This window comes from Lentzea rhizosphaerae (assembly GCF_042649515.1).
Classification (GTDB): Bacteria; Actinomycetota; Actinomycetes; order Mycobacteriales; family Pseudonocardiaceae; genus Lentzea; species Lentzea aerocolonigenes.
The window spans coordinates 841,865-864,117 of the sequence record NZ_JBHRZI010000015.1 but is presented as its reverse complement, the minus strand read 5'-3'; the positions used below and the strand labels follow the sequence as shown (position 1 = coordinate 864,117).

Genomic DNA, 22,253 nt, shown 5'->3' with positions numbered 1-22,253 from the left:
CGGTGCACGGCCGACGACGGTCAATGGCCCGGAGCAGCAGCTGGGCTTTCATCGTTCGCACATCTCAACATCCGGGCCACGGGAGTGGAGCCTGCTCCACCTCGCACACGGCAGCTGAGGGGATCTTCAGAACAGCACCTGTTCACTAGCGTTTGTGGCATGACGAACATCGCGACGAACGCAAGCAAGCAACGCCAACGGTTTCTGCTGTGGACCGCCCTCGTGGTGAGCGCGATCTGCAACGCGGGGACGTCGATCGCAGGTCTCGGCACCGTCGTCAGCGTCACCTTCGGCGTGCTCACCCTGCTGTGCGGTGCCGGCTTGATCGCCCACTACCGCCAGCGCTGACCCATCAGTCTCATCCGTTGTGCGGCAACGAGTGCAAGGCGGAGCAGCAGCGACGAGCCCCGTTACTCCCGTGACCGTGTCACGTGGGTTTCGACGTCCGCGACTACCACCGCCTGGCCCCGACGGTCCGGCTACCAACTCCCGGCCCCAACGACCCGGCGTCGCAGTCCGAGGCCTCGGCGAGCGGGACGGCGAACACCGCCCGCTCGCCGACCTGCCCTGAGCTAGCGGGCGAACTGGAACCAGTTCACGTTCGCCAGGTCACCGCCGGTGCCACCGGTCGCCACCAGGTACAGCCGGTGCACCCCGGTCGCCCCCGACGCCGCCGCGGTCCGGCTCGTCCACGTCTGCCACCCGCCGGTGTTCGCCGCCGACACGGTGGCGACCAGCGGACCGATCGGGCTGTCTAGGCGGTACTGCAGGGTGCCGCCCGCGTTCGAGCCGGACGCGATCCGCGTGGTCACCGAGGTCGGTGGGGTGGCGCCGAAGTCGACGTCCGCGTAGGCCACGTAGTCGCCTGGCGTCAGGTAGCCGACGTTCTGCCCGCAGCCCGAGTCGGTGCACCGCTCGACCTGCGTGCCGCGCTGCTCGTCGTAGTAGGAGGCGCCGATCAGCGCGTAGGCGTTCTGCGTGGCCGGGAACTGCGCGCCGAACCCGTGGGGGAACAGGGGAGTCTTGCTGTCACCGACGTTGATCGGCTGCTGGCCGGCGCTCTGCATCCACGTGAACGGCAGCGTGCCGGTCGGCTTGTGGTCGCCGAACAGGACGTCCGCCACGCCGTTGCCCTCGGTGCCCGGCAGCCAGGCCGCGACCAGTGCGTGCCAGCCCGGCAGCTGGGCCGCGATGTCCAGCGGGCGCCCGGACACGAGCACCACGACGACCGGGACGCCGGACGCGCGCAGGGTGTTCAGCGTCGCGAGGTCCTCGTTGTCGAGGCCCATGCCGCTGGGGCGGTCACCGGCGCCCTCGGCGTACGGGGTCTCGCCGATCACGGCGACCGCGGCCTGGTAGCTGCCGTCGATGCCCGTGCCGTTGCGGTTGTAGGTCACCGTGGTGGAGGAAGACACGGCCGCGCGAATCCCTTGTAGCACAGTGGTTCCCGGGGTCACCGGCCCGCTGCCGCCCTGCCAGGAGATCGTCCAGCCGCCGCTCTGGTGGCCGATGTTGTCCGCGCTCTTGCCCGCCACGAACAACTTCGAGGCGGTCTTCGGCAACGGCAGCACGCCGTTCTGGTTCTTCAGCAGCACCTGGGACTTGCGCACGGCCTCCCGCGCCAGCGCCCGGTGCGCCGCGTTGCCGACGGTCGAGGTGTACGAGCGGTCGGTCAGCGGCTTCTCGAACAGGCCCAGCTCGAACTTCTTGGTCAGGATCCGGCGGTTCGCGTCGTCGATGCGCGACATCGGCACGCGGCCCGCCTGCACCTCCGCCTTGAGCAACGTGATGAACGACCGCCACTCGGTCGGCACCATGATCATGTCGAGGCCCGCGTTGATCGACGTGCGGACCTCGGCGGCGGTGAAGCCCGGCTGGCCGTCGATCTGGTCGATCGCGTTCCAGTCCGACACGACCAGGCCGCTGAAGCCCAGCTCGTTCTTCAGCACATCGGTGACGAGGTACTTGTGGCCGTGGGTCTTCACGCCGTTCCAGCTGCTGTAAGTGATCATCACCGAACCGACGCCGCGGGCGACGGCCTCGCGGAACGGCGGCAGGTGGACCGCCCGCAGCTCCGCCTCGGTGAGCTGCGTGTTGCCCTGGTCGTCGCCGTCGGTCGTGCCGCCGTCGCCGATGTAGTGCTTGGCGGTGGCCATCACCGAGCCGGGGTCGGACAGCTCGGTGCCCTGCAACCCGGTGATCAGCGTGGTCATCGACGTCGCGTTCTCGGGCGTCTCGCCGAACGACTCGTAGGTGCGGCCCCACCGGTCGTTGCGCGCGACGCACAGGCACGGCGCGAAGTCCCAGTCGATGCCGGTGCCCGACACCTCTTCCGCCGTGGCCCGGCCGATCCGCTGCACCAGAGCCGGGTCGCGGGTCGCGCCGAGGCCGATGTTGTGCGGGAAGATCGTGGCGCCGGCGACGTTGTTGTGCCCGTGCACGGCGTCCACGCCGTAGATCAGGGGAATTCCCAGCGGCGTCGCCGTCGCGGCGCGCTGGAAGTTGTCGTACATGTCCGCCCACGCCGTGGCGTTGTTCGGCGAGGGCGCGGACCCACCGCCGGACAGCAGCGAGCCGATCCGGAAGTTCGTCAGGTCGGCGTTGCTCACCGCGGCGCGCTCCGCCTGCGTCATCTGCCCGACCTTCTCGTCGAGCGACATCCGGCCGAGCAGGTCGGCGACGCGGGCGGGGATCGGTTGCGCCGGGTCCTTGTAGATCGGGTCGGCCGCGGCGGCGGCGCTGGTGGGGACTGCTGCGGCCGTGAGCAGGAGCACGGCCGCGAGGAGCTTTCTCATGAAGCCTCCGCAGGACGAGGGCCTGTTCACCTTGCGGCACAACAGGTTCGCCGAGCGTATCCCGCACCCCCAAAGTGGTGTAGACCATTGGTGAACCGGAACGATGACCGGTTCACCGGCACCAGGACTGCACCGTCTCCGCGAAGTCCGGGAACTCCGCCCGCGCCGCCGCCAGCACCTCGGCGGGCGTGCGGGGCTCGACACCGGAGTGCTTTTCCGCCACAGCACGGAGTTCCTCGTGCGGCACACCGCTGTCGGCTCCGAACTCCACGGCCTCCAAAGGCCCGACGCCACCGGCCAGCAGCCAGAGGAACTCGCCCAGACTGCGGGCCACGACACCGACCTCGCCCTCGGAACCGAAGAACGCCACGGGTTGCTCGGTCAACGCTCCCGGCCGCACGAGCCACAGCACGGCCAGACCACCGGTGCCGTCCTGCCCGAACGCCCGGAACGCGTCACCGTTCAGCTCGTCGTTGCCGGTCCAGGCCCTGATCCAGTCAGTGGTCTCCTCGGCGGAGTCGAACTCGTCGTAGGGCTCGTAGTCGATGTTGCCCGGATCCGGGGTGTCGGTCTTCTCGTCGTAGTCGTACGGGAAGTCGATGCCGCTCAGCGCGGCCAGCGCGGCGGGGAAAGCGCGGTCGTCGGTGATCTCCACGCGCGCACGGTACAGAGCTGCCGTCACTGAGCCGACGCGCCATCGAGCTGGGCTCGCTGGATAGGCGACCGGCCCTGAAGCACCACACCGGCGCTCAGCGCCCCGACCCACCCCGCGAGCACGGCGGCCCACGTCGGTTCCCACCCCGTCTGGCCCAGCCGCAACGCCCAGCTCACCCCGAACAGCGCGAGCACGAAGACCGCACCCAGGTCACGCCCGGACGCGCGGGTGACCGTCTCGCCGAAGATCCGGTCGAGCCACTGCGCGGCGGTCACCGCGATACCGAGCAGCAGGCCGGCGGCGATCAGGTGCCACGTGACGTAGGCGACCGCCGCGCTGCCGGTGAGCAGGTGCACGAGGTCGAGTCCGGCCGCGGTGGTCAACAGCACGAGCGGCAGCACGGCCAGGCGACGCGGCATGGTGGTGTTGCTTCCCCTGAGAAGCTGGGGGAGAGGTACCCGCGCGGAACGGGGATCACACCGCAACCACCCCAGGATCTCTGGTGTACGCCGCGTGCGGGTCTGGCTTTGGGTGGTTCGGCGCGGGTTCCAGCGGGGTGGGTCACCTTCTGCTGGTGTGGTCGCCTTGTGTTGGTGGTCGCTTTGGGTCGTATGACGAGCCGGGCCATTTCATCGCCGCTTCGCGACGATTGCGATTGGGGCTTGACTTCGGGGCCCTTGCGAGGCGCTGTGTCGGGCGGAAAAGGTCGGATGCTCCGCACCCGCCCGATCCGAAAAGGCTAGCACCTCGCACCCAAAGTCAAGCCCCAATCGCACTTGTGCGTGGTTGCGTTGGGTTGTTCGGCTCGCCTCATTACCGCTTGCCTGCGTTCGCCTAGCCCTGTACGGCTCGCCTTCGGCATCGCGTTCCCGTTGGGGTGTGACGGCTGGGTGATTCACTCGATTGTGTTCGCCATTTCCCGTTATCTTGTTGTGATCTTGCGGTAGAGTAGAACACGTGATCGAAACCCGCCTCCTCTCCACCGACGAGCTGCTGCGCAGTCTCGTCGACGAGGTGACGGAAATCCGGGTTCGTGAGAATGCCGCGTTGCAGATGATTGCCGAGTTGGATCGGCGTGGGGCCGCGAGCGAGCTGGGTTACAGGAATTTGCCGCAGGTGTTGCGGCATGTTGTCCGCTGGGATCTGCATGTCGCCACGCGGTGGATCGACACTGCCTTGTTGCTGACCGGCGAGATCACCCCGACCGGTAGTGAACTGGCTCCGGTGCTTCCGCTGACGGCGGAGGCGGTGGCCGAGGGCGTGTAGTCGGTCGAGCACGTGGCGGCGGTGGCCGCGGTGATGAGGACCGTGCCCGCCGAGCACGAGGCGACCGTGGTGGGCTACGCCCGCACCTTCGAGCCCCGCACCGTGCGCACCCTGGGCGGGAAACTCGCCTACTCCCTCTACCAGGACGACCCCGAGCCCCGCGAGCCCGACCCGACACCGCCACCTGCGAACGAGCATTCGATGCAGTGGAAGAACGGGCGGCTGGAGATCCGGGCGAAGCTGGACAAGGTCACCGGCGCCAAGTACGAGGCGCTGCTCGATCCCTTGGCCAAGCCCCGCCCGCAGACTTCGGACGAGGGCCCGGACCCGCGCACCCTCTCCCAACGCGAAGGCGACGCCCTGGCCGAGCTGATCGAGTTGATGCTGCGCGCCGACCAGCTGCCCGAACACGGCGGCGAGCCGGTCACGATGACGGTGACGATGCGCTACGAGGACCTGGTCCAGCAGGTGGGCGAGGCGATGCTGGACACCGGCCAGCACCTCCCCGCCGACCAGCTCCGCCGGGTGGCCTGCGACGCGGGCATCATCCCGGCGGTACTGGGTGGCGAGGGTCAGCCGCTGGACATCGGCCGCAAGACTCGTAGCTTCCCCGCCCGCATCCGCCGCGCCCTGGTTCTCAGGGATCGTGGCTGCGCCTTCCCGGGGTGTGACAGACCGCCCCGGCACTGCGACGGCCACCACGTCCGGCATTGGGCCGACGGCGGGGACACCTCGGTCGACAACGCGGTGTTGCTGTGCCGTGCGCACCACACGCTGATCCACCAGAGCAAGTGGGAAGTCCGGATGATCAACGGCATCCCGACCTTCTACGCACCGGCCTGGCTCGATCCCCAGCGAAGGCCCAGACGCAACCTGATCAACACCGCCTGACCACGGCCAGGCGGTGCCGATGAAGGCCGCCCCGGCCACGGCCAGGCACTCTCGCTACCGCTGCCGGGCCACCGCCAGGCACCTCGCCAACGCCGAGAAACCAACGGCGGCATGGGGCGGCCGTTGCCCCCTGCCTCGTGGTACTACAGCCGCGTAGAGACAATTCCGCGAGGCGATTCCCGCGAGGCGATTCCGGCGAGGGCAATCCCCCGAGATCAATCCTGCGGAGCTAGTCCCGCCGAGGTAATCCCGCAGGGGGTCCTGGGTGGTCACGTCCAGTGCAGTCAATCTCGCTAAGCCGAATCCGAAGCCGAGCCGGACAGGGCAATGCGTCATCGGGCAAGCGGTAATGACGGAAGCCGAACAACAAACGGGACCACGCACGATTGCGATTGGGGCTTGACTTTGGGAGCGAGATGCTACGCTGGTTGGATCGGCCGGGCTCCTTATGCCCGGCTTTTCAAGGCCGATGAGCGCCTCGCAAGGGCCCCGAAGTCAAGCCCCAATCGCAATCGTCGCGAAGCGGCGATGAAAAGACCCGGCTCGTCATACGACCCAAAGCGACCGTCAACACAAAAGTGACCACACCAGCGAAAGGCGACCCCTCTGCTGGAACCCGCGCCGGAATCACTCAAGCCTCCCGTGCGGGTCGGAGCCGTTGAGCGCGGCCACGACCTGGTCGTAGTCGCCGCGCGCCTCGCCGTAGCGCAGGAACTTCACGCGCTCGACCTGGATCTCGCGCGCGTCCGGCTGTCCCTCGATGATGCTCATGACCTCGGTGACGTAGGAGTCGAGCGGCATGGCGTGGTCGTTGTCCGCCTGGCCGGGCAGCAGGTCCGTCTGCACCGACGGCGGCTCCAGCTCCACCACCTTCACGGTCGTGTCGGCCAGTTGCAGGCGCAGCGTCTCGCTGAGCATGTGGATGGCGGCCTTGGACGCGTTGTAGCTCGGCGTCACCTTCAGCGGCGCGAACGCGAGGCCCGACGACACGGTCATGATCGTGGCGTCCGGCAGGCTCTGGAAGTGCTCGACGAACGCGGCGATCAGGCGGATCGGGCCCAGCACGTTGGTCGTGATGATGTTCTCGGCGGACTCCAGGAAGTCCGGGCGGTGCCAGTCCTCCACGCGCATGACACCCGCCATGGTGATCAGCACGTTCACCGCCGGGAAGCGGGCGATCACGTCCTCGGCCGCAGCCTGGACGCTGCCGGCGTCGGTGGTGTCGATGCGGACGGTCTCGACGCCGGGGTGTTCGGCCGCGATCTTCTCGAGCAGCTCGGTGCGACGTCCGCCCACGATCACGGTGTTGCCGCGCTCCTTCAGCGCGAGGGCGAGCGCCAGGCCGATGCCGCTGGTGGCGCCGGGGATGAAGACGGTGTTTCCGGTGATGTCCATGACCTGAGCTTCTGGCACCGCGACGAGCCGCGGCAGAGACCGCTCATCGGGGGATCGGCGATCCCTGGTCAAGGCGCGCAGTCTCTCCATACTGGGCCCATGGATCGTGTGGAGCTCGCGGCGTTCCTGCGCCGCCGCCGGGAAGAGCTGCGGCCGGAGGACGTCGGCCTGCCGGTCGGTGCGCGCAGGCGGGCGCCGGGGCTGCGGCGGGAGGAGGTCGCGTCGCTCGCCGCGATGTCCACGGACTACTACACGCGCCTGGAGCAGCAACGGGGTCCGCAGCCGAGCGAGCAGATGCTCGCCGCGCTGGCCCGCGCGCTGCGGCTGAGCGACGACGAACGCGACTACCTGTTCCTCGTCGCCGGCCGCAACGCCCCGTCGCCGCAGGTCACCTCCACGCACGTCGCGCCCGCGTTGCAACGGGTGCTGGACCGGCTCGACGACACGCCCGCGCTGATCCTGTCCAACCTCGGCGAGATCCTGGTGCAGAACCGGTTCGCCGAGGCCCTCTACGGCGACTCGTCCCGCTTCACGGGCCTGGCGCGCAGCGGGATCTACCGCTGGTTCACCGACCCGGACGAGCGCCTGATCTACCCGGAGCACGACCGCGAACGGCAGAGCCGCGCCCAGGTGGCGAGCCTGCGCGCCGCCTACGCGTCGATGGGCGCGCGTTCACGGGCCGGGGAGCTCGTCCGCGTGCTGCAACGCGAGAGCGACGAGTTCGCCGAGCTGTGGGAACGGCACGAGGTCTCGAAGAGGTTCGAGGACCACAAGGTGCTCGTGCACCCGCAGCTCGGCGAGATCGAGGTGGACTGTCAGGCACTGTTCACCGAGGACCAGTCACAGGCCCTGCTGGTGCTGACCGCACCGCCACGCACCGAGGCGTTCGAGAAGCTGCAGCTGCTCGGCGTGCTGGGCACGGAGAAGTTCGTCAGCTGAGTCGCAGGATGGTCTCCTCGATCTCCGCTTGCCTCGCCTCCGCGTAGCCGACGTCGGTGCCGACGACCTCGAAGCCCGCCCTGGTGAGCACCCGCAGCGAGCCCGCGTTGTCGCTGGCGGCGCGTGCGTACAGCGGGCGAACGGTGACCTCGCGCAGCAACAGTTCCACGGCCCGGCTGGCCACGCCCTGACCCCAGACGGCGCGGTCGACCCAGTAGGTGATCTCGGTGTCGCCCTCGATCACGAAGGCCGCGACGGTGCCAACGACCCGCCCGTCGCCGACGATCACGCGGTTCGTGACGTCGGTCCGCGCCAGGTTCCTGCGCAGGTGCGCGTCGAACGCGGCACGGTCGTCGGGGTCCTTCGCGGTGAACGCGGCCATCCGCACCGACTCCGGATCACGCATGAACTCGAACAACGTGTCGAAGTCCGCTTCCTCGACCGGCCTCAACGACACTTCACTCATCCCCATTTCCTGATTCAATCACAGTGGACCGGCTGGTCCAGGCTATTCTCGGAGGAATGGCACTCACGGCCAAGGGGCGCGCGACCAGGCAGCGCATCATCGAGGGCGCGGCGGCGTACCTGCGCAGCGACGACCCGGCAGGCGTGACGCTGGACGACATCCGCGCGATCACCGGCACCAGCAAGGGGCAGATCTTCCACTACTTCCCGCACGGCAAGGAGGAGCTCTTCCTCGCCGTCGCCCGCTTCGAAGCCGATCGCGTGCTGGAGGACCAGCAACCGCACCTGGGCTCGCTGACCTCGTGGGCGGCCTGGGACCGGTGGCGTGACTCGGTGGTCGCCCGGTACCGCGCGCAGGGTCGGTTGTGCCCGCTGGGGGCGCTGATGAGCCAGGTCGGCAGCACACCGGGCGCCAACGAAGTCGTGAGCACGTTGCTCAGCCAGTGGCAGTCCCACGTGCGACGAGGGATCGCCGAGATGCAGGCGGCCGGACTGGTGGGCGAGAGCGTCGACGGCGATCGCGTGGCGGCGGCGTTCATCGCGGGCATCCAGGGCGGCGTGCAGGTGCTGAGGTCTACCGGCGACATAGCGCACCTGGAGGCGGTGCTGGACACGTTGATCGATCACCTCCGATTTTCTGGACTTGCTGGTCCAAAAATGCCTGCCTGACTTCGAGGACGTGGCACAACGTCTGCAGGGCAGGACCGCCCTCGTCACCGGTTCCACCAGCAACATCGGCCGCGCGATCGCGGTCGCCCTCGCGGGGGAGGGCGCGCACGTCGTCGTCTCCGGGCGGGACGACGTGAGGGGTGCGGCCGTCGTCGACCAGATCCGCCGGGCCGGTGGACGGGCCGACTTCGCCCGCGCCGACCTCGACGGCAGCGCCGCGGCCAGCCGTGCGCTCGCCTCCAAGGCCGCCGAACTGCTCGGCGGCCGCGTCGACGTCCTCGTGAACAATGCAGGCATCTACCCGCCGTCGATCATTCCGACGACCGACGAGGAGACGTTCGACCGCGTCTACGGGGTCAACGTGAAGGCACCGTTCTTCCTCGTGCAGGCCCTCGTCCCGTCGATGATCGACTCCGGCGGCGGCGTGGTGATCAACCTGGGCTCGTGGATCGCGCGGCTCGGCGTGCGGGTGAACGCGATCTCGCCCGGCGTCATCGTCTCGCCGGACTGGGCCACCGCCACCGACCACCCCGGCGAGGTGATGATGAACGGCACGCCGGCCGGGCGTTCCGGGCATCCCGACGCGATCGCGGCCGCGGCCGTCTACCTCGCGTCCGACGACGCCGCGTTCGTGCACGGCACGGTCCTCGACGTCGACGGCGGCCGGACCGGAGTGGCGGTCGTCGCCGTGTGATCTGGATCACCTGTCGGCCCGGTTTCTGTGACCTGAGGTGAGACTCGCCGGTCTCCCATGACGTGCGGAAGTCGTCGGCGAAAGGTGTGGCAGTGACGGGTCGGGAGTGGCTGGGGCAGGTGGACGCGGAGCAGGTGGAAGCCGCGCGGGCCGGTGATCGGGCGGCGCTCGACACGGTCGTCGCGGCCTGCCTGCCGCTGGTCTACAACGTCGCCGGCCGGGCGCTGAACGCCGACGCCGAGGTCGACGACGTGGTGCAGGAGACGATGGTCCGCGTGATCCGCGGCATCGACGCGCTGCGGGAGCCCGACCGCTTCCGCTCGTGGCTCGTCGCCGTCACGATCAACCAGGTCCGCGAGCACTACCGGCGCCGCGACCTCGCACCGGCCCCGCTGGAGGAGTACGACAGGGCCGATCCGGGTGCCGAGTTCGTCGAGGCGGCCCTGTCGCGCCTGCACTTCGCCCAGCAACGCCGCGAGGTCGACGAGGCGGCCCGCTGGCTCGACCCGGCCGACCGCGAGCTGCTGGCGCTCTGGACGCTGGAACGCGTGGGGCAGCTGACCCGCGCGGAGGTCACCGACGCTCTGGACCTCGGCGCCCACGCGGTGACCGTCCGGGTCAGCAGGCTGAAGGGCCGGTTGGAGACCATCCGCCACCTGGTCCGCGCCTTGTCGGCGGAACCGAGGTGCGCGGGCCTGGACCGGGCGGCACAGGGCTGGAACGGCGAGCCGAACCCGTTGTGGCGCAAGCGGCTCCTGCGGCACGTCGACGAGTGCGGCCGGTGCCGTCGCGGGGTCGCCGACGCGATGCCGGTGGAGCGCATCCTGACGGGCGCGGCGCTGCTCACGGTGCCGGCGGCGTACCTGCCGCGGCTGCTGGAGAGCCTGGGGGAGGTGTGGCCGGTGGCGCACGCGGCGGACTCGGGTGCACAGGGCGCGCATGCCGCCGACCCTGGTGCCCACGTCGCCGATGCCGGTGCGCACGCTGCCGATCCTGACGTCGCAACGGCACTCGCCTCCAGCCTCGACCACCGCGCCGCCCATCTCGCGGAAGCCTCCGGCCCCTTCTCCCGACTCGCCGGTTTGGCCGGCGGCAAACCCGTCCTCGCCGTCGCGGGCGCCGCCGCCATCTGCGCGTTGGCAGGCGTCACCGCGACCATCGTGCTGTTCCCGTCCGACCCACCGGCCGCCGTGGCGATCCCGAACACCCCACCTCCAACGGCCCTGACCACATCGTCGGCCGCGGCGGAGACCACGTCCGCGACGACCACGAGCACCACCACTACAACGACCACGACCACCCAGACCCCGGAACCGGTCCGCGTCGCCACCCCCGAAGAACGCGTCCTGGCGCTGATCAACGAGACCAGGGCGAAGCAGGGCCTGCCGCCGTTGACCGTCGACCCGGCCCTGGTCACCGCCGCCGACCGGCACACGCGGGCGATGATGGGCAACGGGTGCGGCCTCTCCCACCAGTGCCCCGGCGAGAGCGGGCTCGGCGAGCGGAGCACCGCGGCGGGCGTGAAGTGGAGTTCGGTGGCCGAGAACGTCGGCATGGGCGGTCCGGTGAAGGACACGGTCGAGTCGATCTCGAAGATGGCGCTGAACCTGACCCAGGGCATGATCGACGAGAAGCCGCCGAACGACGGTCACCGCAAGAACATCCTCAGCAGGTCGTCCACCCGGATCGGCATCTCCGTGATCCGCGACGCCAAGGGGACCGTGTGGATGACGCACGACTTCGCCGGAAGTTGAGCGCGCCGGAAAAGATCATCCTGAAGTCGTACGCGGGAACGCGACCTCAGTCGGACGCGTGACGATCCGTCCCAACAGCACTGTCTCATCCGTGCAGACCGTCACCTACCGCTGGCCCACGCGCGTCACCGCCGACACCCCGGATCTGCTGCGCTGGACGGGTTTCGCCGGTGCGGCGCTGCTCACCGGCGGGGCGTGGGCCGTGAGCGCGGGGGCAGGGACGACCGCACTGGGTGCCGCGGTCGGGGGCGCCGGGCTGGTCGTGCTGGCGTGGGCGCTGCTCGGCCGCACCCGGCCGGACTCCTCGTGGCTGCGTCGCACGCTGGCCTGGTGGTGCGGTCCGCTGCTGGTGGCGCCGCCGTTGTTCAGCGCGGACGTGTTCAGCTACCTCGCCCAGGGGGAGGTGGCGGCGCGGGGGTTCGACCCGAACGTCGTGAGCCCGGCGGCCGGGGCGAGCGCGGAGGCCGTGGCGCGGGTCGGGGTCTACTGGCGTGAGACGCCGTCGCCGTACGGGCCGCTGTTCACCACGATCGAACGGCTGATCACCCAGCTCACGGGCGGGGATCCGGTGCTCGGGATCGTGCTGCACCGCGTGGTCGCGGTGGCGGGACTGCTGCTGATCGTGTGGGCGGTGCCGAGGCTCGCGGCGATCGCGGGGACGTCCGAGCGGGCGGCCTTGTGGCTCGGCGTGCTGAACCCGTTGGTGTTGTGGCATCTCATCGGCGGGATGCACAACGACGCGTTGATGCTCGGTCTCATGCTGTGCGGCACTGTCATCGCGTTGGACGCTTTGCCCGAGCTCAGGTGGTGGTCGCTCACGGCTGGTGTCACCCTCATCGGGCTCGGAGCGCAGGTGAAGCTGCCCGCGCTGGTCGCGCTCGCGGTCGTGGGCACGGCGCTGGCCCGCCGGCTGGGCGGAGGCGTGGTCCGGTTCGTGATGGCGGGCGCGAGCATGGTCGCGGCCGCCGTGGCGGTGTCGGTCATGACGTCACTGGCCGGCGGTGCGGGATTCGGCTGGGTGCAGGCGCTCGGCACGCCGTCGAAGGTCAACAGCTGGATGGCGCCGACGAACTGGCCCGGCTTCCTGGCGGGTGCGGTGTTCGGGCCGGAAACCGGTCAGGCGATGATCTCCTCGGCACGGATCGCGGGGCTCGTGCTGATCCTGTGCGGGATCGTGGTGGTGCTGAGCCACCAGCTGCGCGGCGGGATCTCTCAGGTGACGGCGCTGGGGATGATGATGAGCCTGATCGTGGTGCTGGGGCCGGTGATCCAGCCGTGGTACCTGCTGTGGGCGGTGCTGCCGCTGGCCGTGTGCCTGCCGGAGGGGAAGTGGCGGACGAGGGCCGCCGTGCTCGCCGGGGTGTTCGCGCTGCTGGTGCCGCCGCTCGCGGGCAACTTCGCGGGCCGCGTCCCGGAGCTGGTGCTCGCCTACGCGCTGGGGATCGCCCTGGTGGGTGGCGCGCACCTCGTCCTGCGCCGGGCGAGGGTGTCCGTTGCGCAGGCATGACCGGGTGCCGGCCACCACGCTCGTTCGCTACGGCGCAGCCGCACTCGCCGGTGGCGCCCTCGCGCTGAGCTTCCCGCCCCGCACCATCTGGTGGCTCGCCGTCCCCGCGTTCGCCGTGCTCTGGCTGACGTTGCGGGACGTGACCGGCCGCCGCGCCGCCGGCCTCGGGTTCGTGTTCGGCCTGGCGTTCTTCCTGCCGCACCTGTGGTGGATCCAGCACTTCCTGGGCCGCGAGTTCGGCCCGTGGCCGTGGCTGGTGCTCTCGGCGTTGATGGCGCTTTTCATCTGCGCCGTGCTGGCGCTGGTGCCGCTCGTGTCCAAGCTGCCCGCCGCACCGGTGTGGGCGGCGCTGCTGTTCGTGCTCCAGGAGACCGCGCGCGGCCTCGTCCCGTTCAACGGCTTCCCGTGGGGCCGCGTGGCGTTCGGCCAGGTCGACGGCCCGTTCGCGCGGCTGGCGATGGTCGGCGGCGCGCCGCTGGTCACGTTCGCGGTCGTCTTGACCGGGTTCGGGCTGGCGGCCTGGCTGCCGAAGCTGCGGGAGTGGCGTCGCGGCTGGGCTCTTCTGCCGTTCGCCGCGGCTCTCGCGCTCGGTCCGCTGGTCGCGGTCGACGCGCAGAACGGGCAACGCACCGTCGCAGTCGTCCAGGGCAACGCGCCCGACGTCGGCCTCGGCCTGTTGGAGGAGAGCGCCACGCTGCGGGCGAACCACCTGCGCAAGACCGCGGAACTGGCGGCGCTGATCCGCGGCGGCGCGGTGCCGAAGCCTGATCTCGTGGTGTGGCCCGAAAGCGCGACCAGGACCCGTGACCGCGACCCGGTGCTCGACCGGGCGATCACCGACCTCGGCGTGCCGACGCTGGTGAGCGCGTTGCGCGACGGGCAGAACTCCGTCATCGCCTGGCAGCCGGGCACCGGCGCGGGGGAGTCGTACGCGAAGCAGGAGCTCGTCCCGTTCGCCGAGCACATCCCGCTGCGCCCGCTCGCCCGGCTCGTCACGCCGTTCGCGGACCAGCCGGACCTCGAAGCGGGCACGAAACCGGGGCTGCTGACCATCGCGGACACGAAGGTGGGCCTCGGCATCTGCTACGAGGTCGCCTACGACTACGTCCTGCGGGAGAGCGCGGCCGAGGGCGCGCAACTGCTCGTGGTGCCGACCAACAACGCCTGGTACGGCCGCGGCGAGATGACCTACCAGCAGCTCGGGATGGCCCGCCTGCGCGCGATCGAACACGGCCGGGCGGTCGTGGTCGCGGCGATCAGCGGCGTCAGCGCGGTGGTGCGCCCGGACGGCAGCGTCGTGCAGACCGGGATGTTCACCGACGACCTGATCGTGGACACCGTGCCGTTGCGGTCGGACATCACGTTCGCGACGAAGTTCGGCGGCGCGATCCACGTCCTTCTCACCGGGGCCGCGTTCGCCGCGTGCCTGATCGGGTTGTGGACGCGCCGCCGTGCCTCAGTCGGTGCCGAGCAGGGCTGATCTCACGACCGCCGGGTGTACCTGTGCTTCACCCCGACCGGGAAGTACTCCGGGTCGCCGGACGGTCGCAGCACGACTTCGGGCAGTTGGCGCCCGGCAGGGACGTAGTGCGCGAACTCGCTGTTGAGCCGCAGCAACTGGTCCCGCACCGACTCGGCGATCGCGGTGGCGTCGGCGGTCCTGCCGGGCGCGGTCTCGACGGTGATCCGCAGCAGCCGGTCGCGGTCGGCGTCCTCGACGGACTCGATCACGAACTTGCCCGTCACGGTGTCGCTGATCCCCGGCTGCTCCAGCCCGACCGTCACGTTCTCCGGATAGACGTTGGCCCCGAAGAACGACACGGTGAACAGCGACCTCCCGAAGAGGTAGACGAACGGGAGCTCGGGGCCGGGCGGGGGAGTGAAGCCGTGGCCCGCGCAGAACTCCAGCAGCTCGGCGTGCCCGAAGATGCCGCCCTCGTCGGCGATCCGGTAGCGGATCAGCGGAATCCCGCCGTCCGCGGTGAACACCAGCGTGCCGTCGTGCACCTCGAAGAACCGGCTCGCCGGGTCGTACTGCACGAGCGTCGGCAGCCGCGCGTCGCCGAAGACCTCCCGCGCCAGGTCCGGGCGGATCGCGAAGAACCGCCGGATGCCGGTCGAGACCGCGGTCTCGTTGCCCAGCACGCCGGAATCCGCTGTGCCGTAGAGGGACGCGATGTCGCGGACGGGGTCGGCGATGCCCGCCCGCTGCGCGACCAGGTCGCGCCACTGCTCGCTGAACACCTCGCCGGCCAGCACCAGCTTGATCACGAACGACGGCCAGTCCACGCCCTCGGCCAGTCCCGTGTCGACGACGTCCTTGACGAACGGCGGATAGCCGAGCAGCACGACCTGCTCGAAGTGCGGCGCGAGCTCGGGGAGGACCCGCAGGATCTCCGCCTTGTTGTTGCCCGGCGCGACCACGGTGATCGGGCAGCCCTTGGCCGCGAGGTGCCGCACGCACGCCTGCGTGAACAGCCCGCCGACCCACGTGCCAAGAGGGAAGCACACCACGGCGAGCGAGCTGCGCCGGTCGGCGCCGAACCCGTCCACCAGCACCTGTTCGAACCGCCGCGCCACGTGCAGCTCGTCCTCCAACGACCGCGGCCAGATCGTCGGCCGTCCGCTCGAACCGGACGACACGGCGATCATGTCGCAGCCGCTCAAAGCCCCGTCGCGGCAGAGCTCCGGCAACGGATGGCGCTCGTGGTAGTTCGCCTTGTCGAGCAGTGGCAGCCGCTGGAAGTCCTCGAACGTCGTGATCGTCGCGGGGTCGATGCCGTTCTCCTGCAACAGCTTCCCGTAGGCGGGCACGGTCTGGGCGGTGTGCTGGAACAGGTCGAGCACCCAGCTGCCGGACCTCGGTTCGGTCGGTGCGAAGAAGTCGTCGAACGCCTGGCGCACACGGGTCTGCCGACTGCTGTCCATCGCCTGAGCCTATCGATCAACTTGCTCACTTCGTCAGCTCGATAGCTTCAGTGTTAACCAAAATAAACCATCTCATCGCATCTGCCCACACCCTCAGCGAACGATCACTACCGTCAAGGACGTGCGCATCCTCTTCTCGTGCCGCCCCGCCTACGGCCACCTCTTCCCGCTGGTGCCCCTCGCCCGCGCGGCGCGCGGGGCAGGCCACGACGTCGTCTTCGCGACCGGCCCAGGTTTTCTCGGCACGGTGCGCGAGCTCGGCTTCGAAGCGCACCCGGCCGGCATCTCGATCGGAGAGGCCGAAACCGAGGCACGGCGGCGCCACGGTGACGCGGACGTCGTCAAACTCATGATCACGATGTTCGGCGACGTGCTGCCGCGTGCGACGGTCGCGGACCTGACGACGCTCCTGCCGCAGGTGCGGCCGGACCTGGTCGTCTACGAGCAGAGCGACGTCGGGGCCGCGAAGGCAGCGCGGGACGCCGGGATCCCGTTCGTGTCGCACGTGATCGGACGGTCGATGCCGTCCGCGATCCTCGAGATCGCCGCCGGGGAGATGGCGTGGATGTGGGACGGCGAGGTGCCCGCCGACCTGATGCTGGGCGACACCGTGATCGACATCTGGCCGGACACCGTGCGCGATCCCGAGGTGACCAAGGTGCCCACGGTGCTGCGTGAGCGCCCGGCGGCGTTCGACCTGGACGTGCCGATGCCGGAGCTGGACTCGAAGAAGCCGTTGGTCTACCTGACGCTGGGCACGGTGGCCTTCGGCGCCGCGGACGTCCTCCGGGCGGCCATCGACGGACTCGCCCGCCTGCCCGTCGAGGTCCTGGTCGCGCTCGGCCCCGGCGACCCCGCCGCGCTGGGAGAGGTGCCCGCGAACGTGCGCGTCGCGAGGTTCGTGCCGCAGGCGAAGGTGCTGCGACGCGCGGACCTCGTCGTGCACCACAGCGGCACCGGCACCGTGCTCGGGACGCTGGCGGCCGCCCTGCCGCAGCTGGTGCTGCCGCAGGGCGCCGACCAGTTCGTCAACGCCGACGTGCTCACCGAAGCCGGTGCCGCAGCGAAGCTCGTCGGGCCGGAGATCACGGCGGACGCGGTCGCCGGCGCGGCGGCTCACCTGCTCGACGACCCGGCCGCGCGAGAGGTCGCCGCGAAGGCAGCGCGGGAGATCGCCGTGATGCCGGAGCCCGCCGCGGTCGTCGCGCGGCTCACCGAACTGGTGCGGGGGAGCGTTTGACGTCCGCCTGTGCCTCCAGGTGGTCGGGCAGCGAAGCGCGGTAGATCGGCATGGCCGCGGCGGTGGTGACGATCGCTACGGCGACGAGGATCGCGAACATCTCGGGTGTCACGAGGTCGTAGGCGAGACCGATGTTGATGAAGATCAGGATCATCAGGCCGCGGGCGTTCATCAGGCCGCCGACCGCGGACGCGTAGCGCCACGAGTAGCCCTGGGCGCGCACGACCAGCCCACAGCCGAGGTACTTGCCGGCGAACGCGGCCAGCATGATCACCGCGAGCGGGAACCACAGCTCGCCGCCCGCCCCGAACCCGGAGACCTGGGTGTTGAGGCCGCTGAACGCGAAGAACACCGGCAGCAGCAGGATCGAGTTCAGGTCGGTGAGCTTGGTTTCGAGCTCGTGGCGCACGACCGAGTTCTTCGGCATCGCGAGGCCGGTGATGAACCCGCCGAACACCGAGAACACGCCGATGTAGTCGGTGAACCAGCCCGCGACGAGCACCACCAGCAGGATGATCGCCATCATGTCCCGGCTGAGCTTGCCGTCGCGTTCGGCGCGTTCACCGAGCTTGGCGAGCCACTTGCGGCCGAGCGTCAGCATCAGCACGGCGAAGATCGCGGCACCGACGATCGTGCGCACCGCACCGCCGGGGCTGCCGGACGCGCCGACCGCGATGATCAGTGCGAGGAACGCCCACGCCACGGCGTCGTCGATCGCCGCCGCGACCAGGGTGAGACCGCCGATCGGGGTGTTGGCGATGCCGCGTTCCTGGAGGATCCGCGCCAGCATGGGAAAAGCCGTGATCGACAGGGCGCCACCGACGAACAGCATGAACACCCACAGTCGCGATCCCTGCGGGCTCAGCGAGTCGAAGAAGATCACCGCCGTGCCCGCGCCGAGCAGGAACGTCGGCACGATCCCGGAGACGGCGAGCACGGACGCCTTGCGCGCGTTCGCACCTGTGGTCAGGCCGTGGTCCAAAGAGGACCCGACGAGGAACATGTAGAACGTCAGCCCGATCGTGCTCAGCACGTACAGGGTGCTCTTGACGTCGGCGGGGAAGAGCTGGGCCTGCACACCCGGCGCCACGGCACCGAGCAGCGCCGGTCCGAGCAGCACGCCGGCGACCATCTCGCCGACCACTCTGGGCTGCCTGACCAGCATGGCGAGCCGCCCGCACACGGTGGTGGCGACGAGCACGACGGCCAGTGCGGCGAAGACCTGCAACGCGAAGTGGATCTGGTTCACGAGATCTCCCGGTCGGTGTCGAAGTAGCGGCCGGCGAGCCGCAGCCGGTGGGCGTGCAGCACCATCGCGGTGCCGAGCACGAGCTGGACGACGCTGAGCCAGACGTCCTCGCAGCGGTCGCGCACCCGCATGAGGGTCAGGCGCCAGGACGGGACGCGGCCGTCGCGCACGAGCAGGCACGGGCCGCGGCTCGGCAACGACCGGGTGTGGGTGACGGGGGAGTGCAGCGTGACGCGGCGCAGCACTTCCCTCGTGGCCGCGCGCATTGCGAGCGGGGACAGCCGCCACGCCGGGCACGGCCGGTTCGCGGCGATGCCGAACGGGATGTGGTGCGCGGTGCGGGCCGCTGTGCTCTGCCAACGGTCGGGGTCGAACCGCTGCGGATCCGCGTAGCCGGTGGCGTGGTAGGCGGGATAGTTGAAGCACAGCACCGAACCCGCCGGGAACGTCGTCTGCTCGTCGAGCGAGATGTCGGCGGTGGTGATGCGGTGGGCGATGCCGAACAGCGGGTAGAGGCGGAAGGTCTCGTCGAGGACGTGGGCGAAGTACCGGTCGTCGTCGATGCGTTCCGCCACTTCGGGGTGCTGGGCCAGGGCGAGCAGCAGGTGCGCCATCGCCTCGGACATCTGCACGACGGCGGTGTTGAAGTACGTGCCCTGCAGGTAGTGCACCTGCTCGGTCTCCGACAACGTCCGGGGCAGGGGGTGCCGGACGTCCGGAAGCCGTTCTCGCAGGTAGCGGGTGAGCTTCGCCCGCCGGGCGGGGTGTCGCAGGCCGGTGCACTTCAGCGACGTGACGACGTCGTCGGCGTGCCCGACGATCAGGTCACGGGCTTCGCGTGGACACGGTTCGCCGAACACCAGCTCGTAGAAGTACTCGGCCCACACCGGCATCATCAGGTCGCGCAACCGGACGCGGGTGACCCGTTCGGTGATCACCTCGTCGAGCACGTGGGCGGTGCACCGTGCTGCCAAGGCCGCGAGTGCTTCGCTCGACCCTGCGAGGAACGTGCGTGTCGTGCGCGCGACGTCGTCGTAGCGCGGCCCGGCTTCGAGGTGTTCCTGGTGCACTTCGGGGCCGGGGGAGAGCCAGTACCAGAACAGGTCCGACAGCCCCGCGCCACGGCTGCGGCCGTTGGCGGCGGGGTGGCCGTAGAGCTCCTCGAAGCGTTCCGGTCCGACCTGGGCGTTCGGGAAGGTGATCGCGTTGTCGCCGTTGACCTTCTCGAACACCTTGGCGCGCAACGCGACGACCCGCGCGGGCAGCCGGCTCAGCACCGGACCACGACCATGTCGCGGCTGAGCTGTCCGCCGCACAGGGCGAGGACGTGCTCGAACTCGTCCCGCAGGGCGTCGAGGACCTTGCGGACCCCTGCCTCGCCGTCCGCCGCGAGCCCCCACAGCACCGGCCTGCCGATGCCCGCGGCGGAAGCTCCCAGCGCCAGCGCCAGCGCGATGTCGGCTCCACTTCGGACACCGCCGTCGAGCACGACCGGTATCCGGCCGCCCACGGCGTCCACCACCGCGGGCAACGCGTCCAGAGCCGCCGGGACGACGTCGAGCTGACGGCCGCCGTGGTTGGACACGAAGATCCCCGCCACGCCGTGCTCGACGGCCAGCACCGCGTCGTCAGGGTGCAGAACTCCCTTGAGCCACACCGGAAGCGAGGTGAGATCCCGCACCCTATCGATGTCGGCCCAGGTGAACGGCGCCATCTCGATCCTGCGCAGACCGGGGGTGCCGGGCAGGTCCCGCATGTTCTCCGCCGCGAGTCCCGCGGGCAGGTCGTGGAAGCCGTGCGCGAGGTCCCTGCGGTGCCGGCCGAACACGGGGGAGTCGACCGTCACGACCAGCGCGGCGCACCCCGCCCGTTCCGCCCGGCGTATCAGCTCCTCAGTGACCTCGGGATCCGGCTGGAGGTACAGCTGGAACCACACGGGCCCGGTCGCGGCGGCCACGACGTCGGCGATCGGCACGGTCGAGGCCATGCTGGAGACGAGGACCGTGCCCGCTGCTCGTGCGGTCGCGAGTTCGCCGTCGGGGTGAGCGAGCTTGTGGAACGCGGTCGGTGAGATCAGCACCGGGAACTCGGGACCGTTCTCCTCGCCCCGCAGCACTCTCGGCAGCAACGCCAGGCGCCGGAACGCGGCCTCGTTCTCCGCGAGCACGACCTCGTCACCTGCCCCGCCCGCGAAGAAGTCGTAGTGGACGGGGTCGAGCACCGCGCGTGCCTTCTCGTGCAGTTCGGCGAGCACGGGGTTCACCTGAGGAACGTCCGCAGCGGCGCCTTGTGGACCTGTTCGCTGTCCCACTCGTTCTCGAGGTTCTCGGTCAGGTGGTGCTCGTCGACCAGCTCACCGGCGCGGAACCGGCGGACCACCGGGTGCAGGTAGCGGCCGTCGAGCCCGCTGGTGTCCTGCTGCGACGTGCGGCCGGCGGTGATGTCGAACGGGTTGACCTTGTCGTGGTCCGCGCCGTACTCGAGCGTGACGGTCAGGTAGGACTCGACGTCGCCGAACTCGCCGCGCGCCACGGCTTCGTGCAGGTGCGCGACCGGCACCTCCTCGACGTACCTCGCCGTGCCGTCGTGGGCGATCAGGACCGCGTCCGCCATGAACGCGAACAGCTGCCACAGCGCGGAGGTCCGGTTGACCCGTTCGATGATCGCGTCGGCGACGGCCTCGGGTGCGATGTCGCGACTGGGCCAGTCCACGCCGTGGCAGCGCTGTTCGAGGATCCGGTGCAGGGCGCGGACGCCGTAGCGGAAGCCGTGGATGAACCCGCTGGTGGACTTCTTGAAGTCACGCGACTGCGTGATCGTGCCCGCGAAGTAGAGATCCGGCACGTTCACCGACTCCCAGGCCGGGGTCAGGTGCGGGAAGCGCGAGTTGATCGTGAGCTCCGGCCGGCACTCCGCGGCGAAGATCGAGGCGTCGAACCGGAACCCGGTCGCGAGGATCACCCGGTCGTAGCGGATCTCCTTGATCACCTCGTTGACCCGCTGGAAGCTGACCTCCACCAGGTAGCCGTCGCCGTCGCGGCGGATGCCCGCGATGTGCCCGTCCAGCACGGCGTTCTGCGACTTGAGCTGGTAGGTGTCGAGGAAGTTGTTGTTCACCGCCCGCAGGTGGCCGACGAAGTGCGTCTGCCACGCGAGCTTGAGCGAGCCCGGTCCGGCGACGTGGATGACCGACGCGGTCTCGACGAGGTTGTCCGCGGTCTCGAACGCCGAGTTGCCGCGGCCGATGATCAGCACCTTCTGGCCGGTGAAGTCCTGTGGGGAGACGGAGACGTCGGAGTACGGCTCGGCGTGCTCGACACCGTCGATGTCCGGCACGTGCTGCTTCGAGACGCCGGTCGCGACGATGATCCGCTTCGCCCGGTAGGTCGCGCCGTGCTGGTCGCGCACCACGAAGTCGTCCGGCCGCGTCACCGAGACGACCTTGGTGTCGTAGCGGACCGGCAGGTCGTTCTTGACGGCGAAGTCGCCGAGGTAGCGGACCATGTCGTCGGCGTGCGGGAAGTAGCGCGGGGTGTAACCGGTGAACAGCAGCTCGGGATCGTCGCTGAGCAACGAGTTCCAGTCGACGCGCAGGTTCAGCTCCGGATCGTCCCAGCCCGTGTGGACCTTGTTGATGGAGATCAGCTGCCGGTGGCGGGGGAAGCGGGTGAAGAACGTCCCCGCCGTCGACCCCGCCTCCAGCACCAGGTGGTCGCGGCCGGCTCGCTGGAGCAGGTAGGACGCCTGCAACCCCGCCGGACCGGCGCCGATCACGAGACACTCGGTCGATACCTGGCTGGACACGG

Annotated in this window: 20 protein-coding genes and 1 pseudogene; 10 read left to right on the top strand and 11 right to left on the bottom strand. The window is 70.0% G+C overall.

Annotated features, from left to right (window positions below):
- Nucleotides 1-159 precede the first annotated feature (159 nt).
- Entirely contained in the window at nt 160-348 is a 189-nt protein-coding gene (locus tag ACFOWZ_RS21240) for a hypothetical protein (RefSeq protein ID WP_382374995.1), read from the top strand.
- A gap of 224 nt (nt 349-572) precedes the next feature.
- On the opposite strand, the gene ACFOWZ_RS21235 is transcribed toward ACFOWZ_RS21240, so the two are convergent.
- The 4 genes and pseudogenes from ACFOWZ_RS21235 to ACFOWZ_RS21220 form a co-directional block, all read right to left on the bottom strand.
- Nucleotides 573-959 carry a carbohydrate-binding protein gene (locus tag ACFOWZ_RS21235; protein WP_382375119.1) on the bottom strand — a complete coding sequence of 129 codons (387 nt, stop codon included), beginning with the start codon at nt 957-959 and terminating at the stop codon, nt 573-575.
- Nucleotides 960-986: 27 nt separating this feature from the next.
- Nucleotides 987-2,795 (bottom strand): annotated as a pseudogene (locus tag ACFOWZ_RS21230) (glycoside hydrolase family 3 protein); the annotation flags it as partial.
- Nucleotides 2,796-2,907: 112 nt separating this feature from the next.
- Nucleotides 2,908-3,450 (bottom strand): SMI1/KNR4 family protein, encoded by a 543-nt coding sequence (locus ACFOWZ_RS21225; RefSeq protein ID WP_382374993.1) that lies wholly within the window; start codon nt 3,448-3,450, stop codon nt 2,908-2,910.
- A 23-nt stretch (nt 3,451-3,473) separates the two neighbouring features.
- The gene (locus ACFOWZ_RS21220) at nt 3,474-3,869 is read right to left on the bottom strand and encodes a hypothetical protein (protein WP_382374991.1); all 396 of its coding nucleotides are present in this window, start codon (nt 3,867-3,869) and stop codon (nt 3,474-3,476) included.
- Nucleotides 3,870-4,407: 538 nt separating this feature from the next.
- Here ACFOWZ_RS21220 and ACFOWZ_RS21215 point away from each other — a divergent pair.
- Together ACFOWZ_RS21215 and ACFOWZ_RS21210 are read left to right on the top strand one after the other, a co-directional pair.
- Nucleotides 4,408-4,716: a hypothetical protein gene (locus ACFOWZ_RS21215; RefSeq protein WP_382374989.1), complete on the top strand. Its 309-nt coding sequence runs from the start codon at nt 4,408-4,410 to the stop codon at nt 4,714-4,716.
- Between the two features lie 33 nt (nt 4,717-4,749).
- Nucleotides 4,750-5,607, top strand: coding sequence for an HNH endonuclease signature motif containing protein (locus tag ACFOWZ_RS21210; protein ID WP_382375117.1), 858 nt, complete (start codon nt 4,750-4,752; stop codon nt 5,605-5,607).
- A 627-nt stretch (nt 5,608-6,234) separates the two neighbouring features.
- On the opposite strand, the gene ACFOWZ_RS21205 is transcribed toward ACFOWZ_RS21210, so the two are convergent.
- Nucleotides 6,235-7,002 carry an SDR family oxidoreductase gene (locus ACFOWZ_RS21205; protein ID WP_382374987.1) on the bottom strand — a complete coding sequence of 256 codons (768 nt, stop codon included), beginning with the start codon at nt 7,000-7,002 and terminating at the stop codon, nt 6,235-6,237.
- Nucleotides 7,003-7,101: 99 nt separating this feature from the next.
- Between ACFOWZ_RS21205 and ACFOWZ_RS21200 the strand changes: the two genes are divergently transcribed.
- Nucleotides 7,102-7,941: a helix-turn-helix transcriptional regulator gene (locus ACFOWZ_RS21200; RefSeq protein WP_382374985.1), complete on the top strand. Its 840-nt coding sequence runs from the start codon at nt 7,102-7,104 to the stop codon at nt 7,939-7,941.
- On the opposite strand, the gene ACFOWZ_RS21195 is transcribed toward ACFOWZ_RS21200, so the two are convergent.
- Nucleotides 7,934-8,407, bottom strand: coding sequence for a GNAT family N-acetyltransferase (locus ACFOWZ_RS21195; RefSeq protein WP_382374983.1), 474 nt, complete (start codon nt 8,405-8,407; stop codon nt 7,934-7,936). The genes ACFOWZ_RS21200 and ACFOWZ_RS21195 overlap by 8 nt on opposite strands.
- A gap of 56 nt (nt 8,408-8,463) precedes the next feature.
- Here ACFOWZ_RS21195 and ACFOWZ_RS21190 point away from each other — a divergent pair, with 56 nt between their 5' ends.
- From ACFOWZ_RS21190 to lnt, 5 genes are all read left to right on the top strand, one after another.
- Nucleotides 8,464-9,075: a TetR/AcrR family transcriptional regulator gene (locus ACFOWZ_RS21190; RefSeq protein WP_382374981.1), complete on the top strand. Its 612-nt coding sequence runs from the start codon at nt 8,464-8,466 to the stop codon at nt 9,073-9,075.
- Nucleotides 9,076-9,085: 10 nt separating this feature from the next.
- The gene (locus ACFOWZ_RS21185) at nt 9,086-9,769 is read left to right on the top strand and encodes an SDR family NAD(P)-dependent oxidoreductase (protein ID WP_382374979.1); all 684 of its coding nucleotides are present in this window, start codon (nt 9,086-9,088) and stop codon (nt 9,767-9,769) included.
- A gap of 92 nt (nt 9,770-9,861) precedes the next feature.
- Entirely contained in the window at nt 9,862-11,523 is a 1,662-nt protein-coding gene (locus ACFOWZ_RS21180; protein WP_382374977.1) for a sigma-70 family RNA polymerase sigma factor, read from the top strand.
- Nucleotides 11,524-11,614: 91 nt separating this feature from the next.
- Entirely contained in the window at nt 11,615-13,030 is a 1,416-nt protein-coding gene (mptB, locus tag ACFOWZ_RS21175; RefSeq protein ID WP_382374975.1) for a polyprenol phosphomannose-dependent alpha 1,6 mannosyltransferase MptB, read from the top strand.
- Nucleotides 13,017-14,510, top strand: coding sequence for an apolipoprotein N-acyltransferase (gene lnt / locus ACFOWZ_RS21170; protein WP_382374973.1), 1,494 nt, complete (start codon nt 13,017-13,019; stop codon nt 14,508-14,510). The genes mptB and lnt overlap by 14 nt, the downstream gene beginning before the upstream one ends.
- A 2-nt stretch (nt 14,511-14,512) precedes the next feature.
- On the opposite strand, the gene ACFOWZ_RS21165 is transcribed toward lnt, so the two are convergent.
- Complete coding sequence (locus ACFOWZ_RS21165) at nt 14,513-15,958, bottom strand: phenylacetate--CoA ligase family protein (RefSeq protein WP_382374971.1); 1,446 nt, start codon at nt 15,956-15,958, stop codon at nt 14,513-14,515.
- Nucleotides 15,959-16,079: 121 nt separating this feature from the next.
- Here ACFOWZ_RS21165 and ACFOWZ_RS21160 point away from each other — a divergent pair, with 121 nt between their 5' ends.
- Nucleotides 16,080-17,198 carry a glycosyltransferase gene (locus tag ACFOWZ_RS21160; protein ID WP_382374969.1) on the top strand — a complete coding sequence of 373 codons (1,119 nt, stop codon included), beginning with the start codon at nt 16,080-16,082 and terminating at the stop codon, nt 17,196-17,198.
- Here ACFOWZ_RS21160 and ACFOWZ_RS21155 read toward each other — a convergent pair.
- The 4 genes from ACFOWZ_RS21155 to ACFOWZ_RS21140 are packed head-to-tail and all read right to left on the bottom strand — an operon-like array spanning nt 17,170 to nt 22,251.
- Complete coding sequence (locus ACFOWZ_RS21155; protein WP_382374967.1) at nt 17,170-18,447, bottom strand: cation:proton antiporter; 1,278 nt, start codon at nt 18,445-18,447, stop codon at nt 17,170-17,172. The genes ACFOWZ_RS21160 and ACFOWZ_RS21155 overlap by 29 nt on opposite strands.
- On the bottom strand, nt 18,444-19,724 hold the full coding sequence (locus ACFOWZ_RS21150; RefSeq protein ID WP_382374965.1) for a cytochrome P450: 1,281 nt from the start codon (nt 19,722-19,724) through the stop codon (nt 18,444-18,446). Before ACFOWZ_RS21150 ends, ACFOWZ_RS21155 begins: the two co-directional genes overlap by 4 nt.
- Nucleotides 19,718-20,710 (bottom strand): alpha-hydroxy acid oxidase, encoded by a 993-nt coding sequence (locus ACFOWZ_RS21145; RefSeq protein ID WP_382374963.1) that lies wholly within the window; start codon nt 20,708-20,710, stop codon nt 19,718-19,720. Before ACFOWZ_RS21145 ends, ACFOWZ_RS21150 begins: the two co-directional genes overlap by 7 nt.
- Nucleotides 20,707-22,251, bottom strand: coding sequence for an NAD(P)-binding domain-containing protein (locus tag ACFOWZ_RS21140; RefSeq protein ID WP_382374961.1), 1,545 nt, complete (start codon nt 22,249-22,251; stop codon nt 20,707-20,709). The genes ACFOWZ_RS21145 and ACFOWZ_RS21140 overlap by 4 nt, the downstream gene beginning before the upstream one ends.
- Nucleotides 22,252-22,253 lie beyond the last annotated feature (2 nt).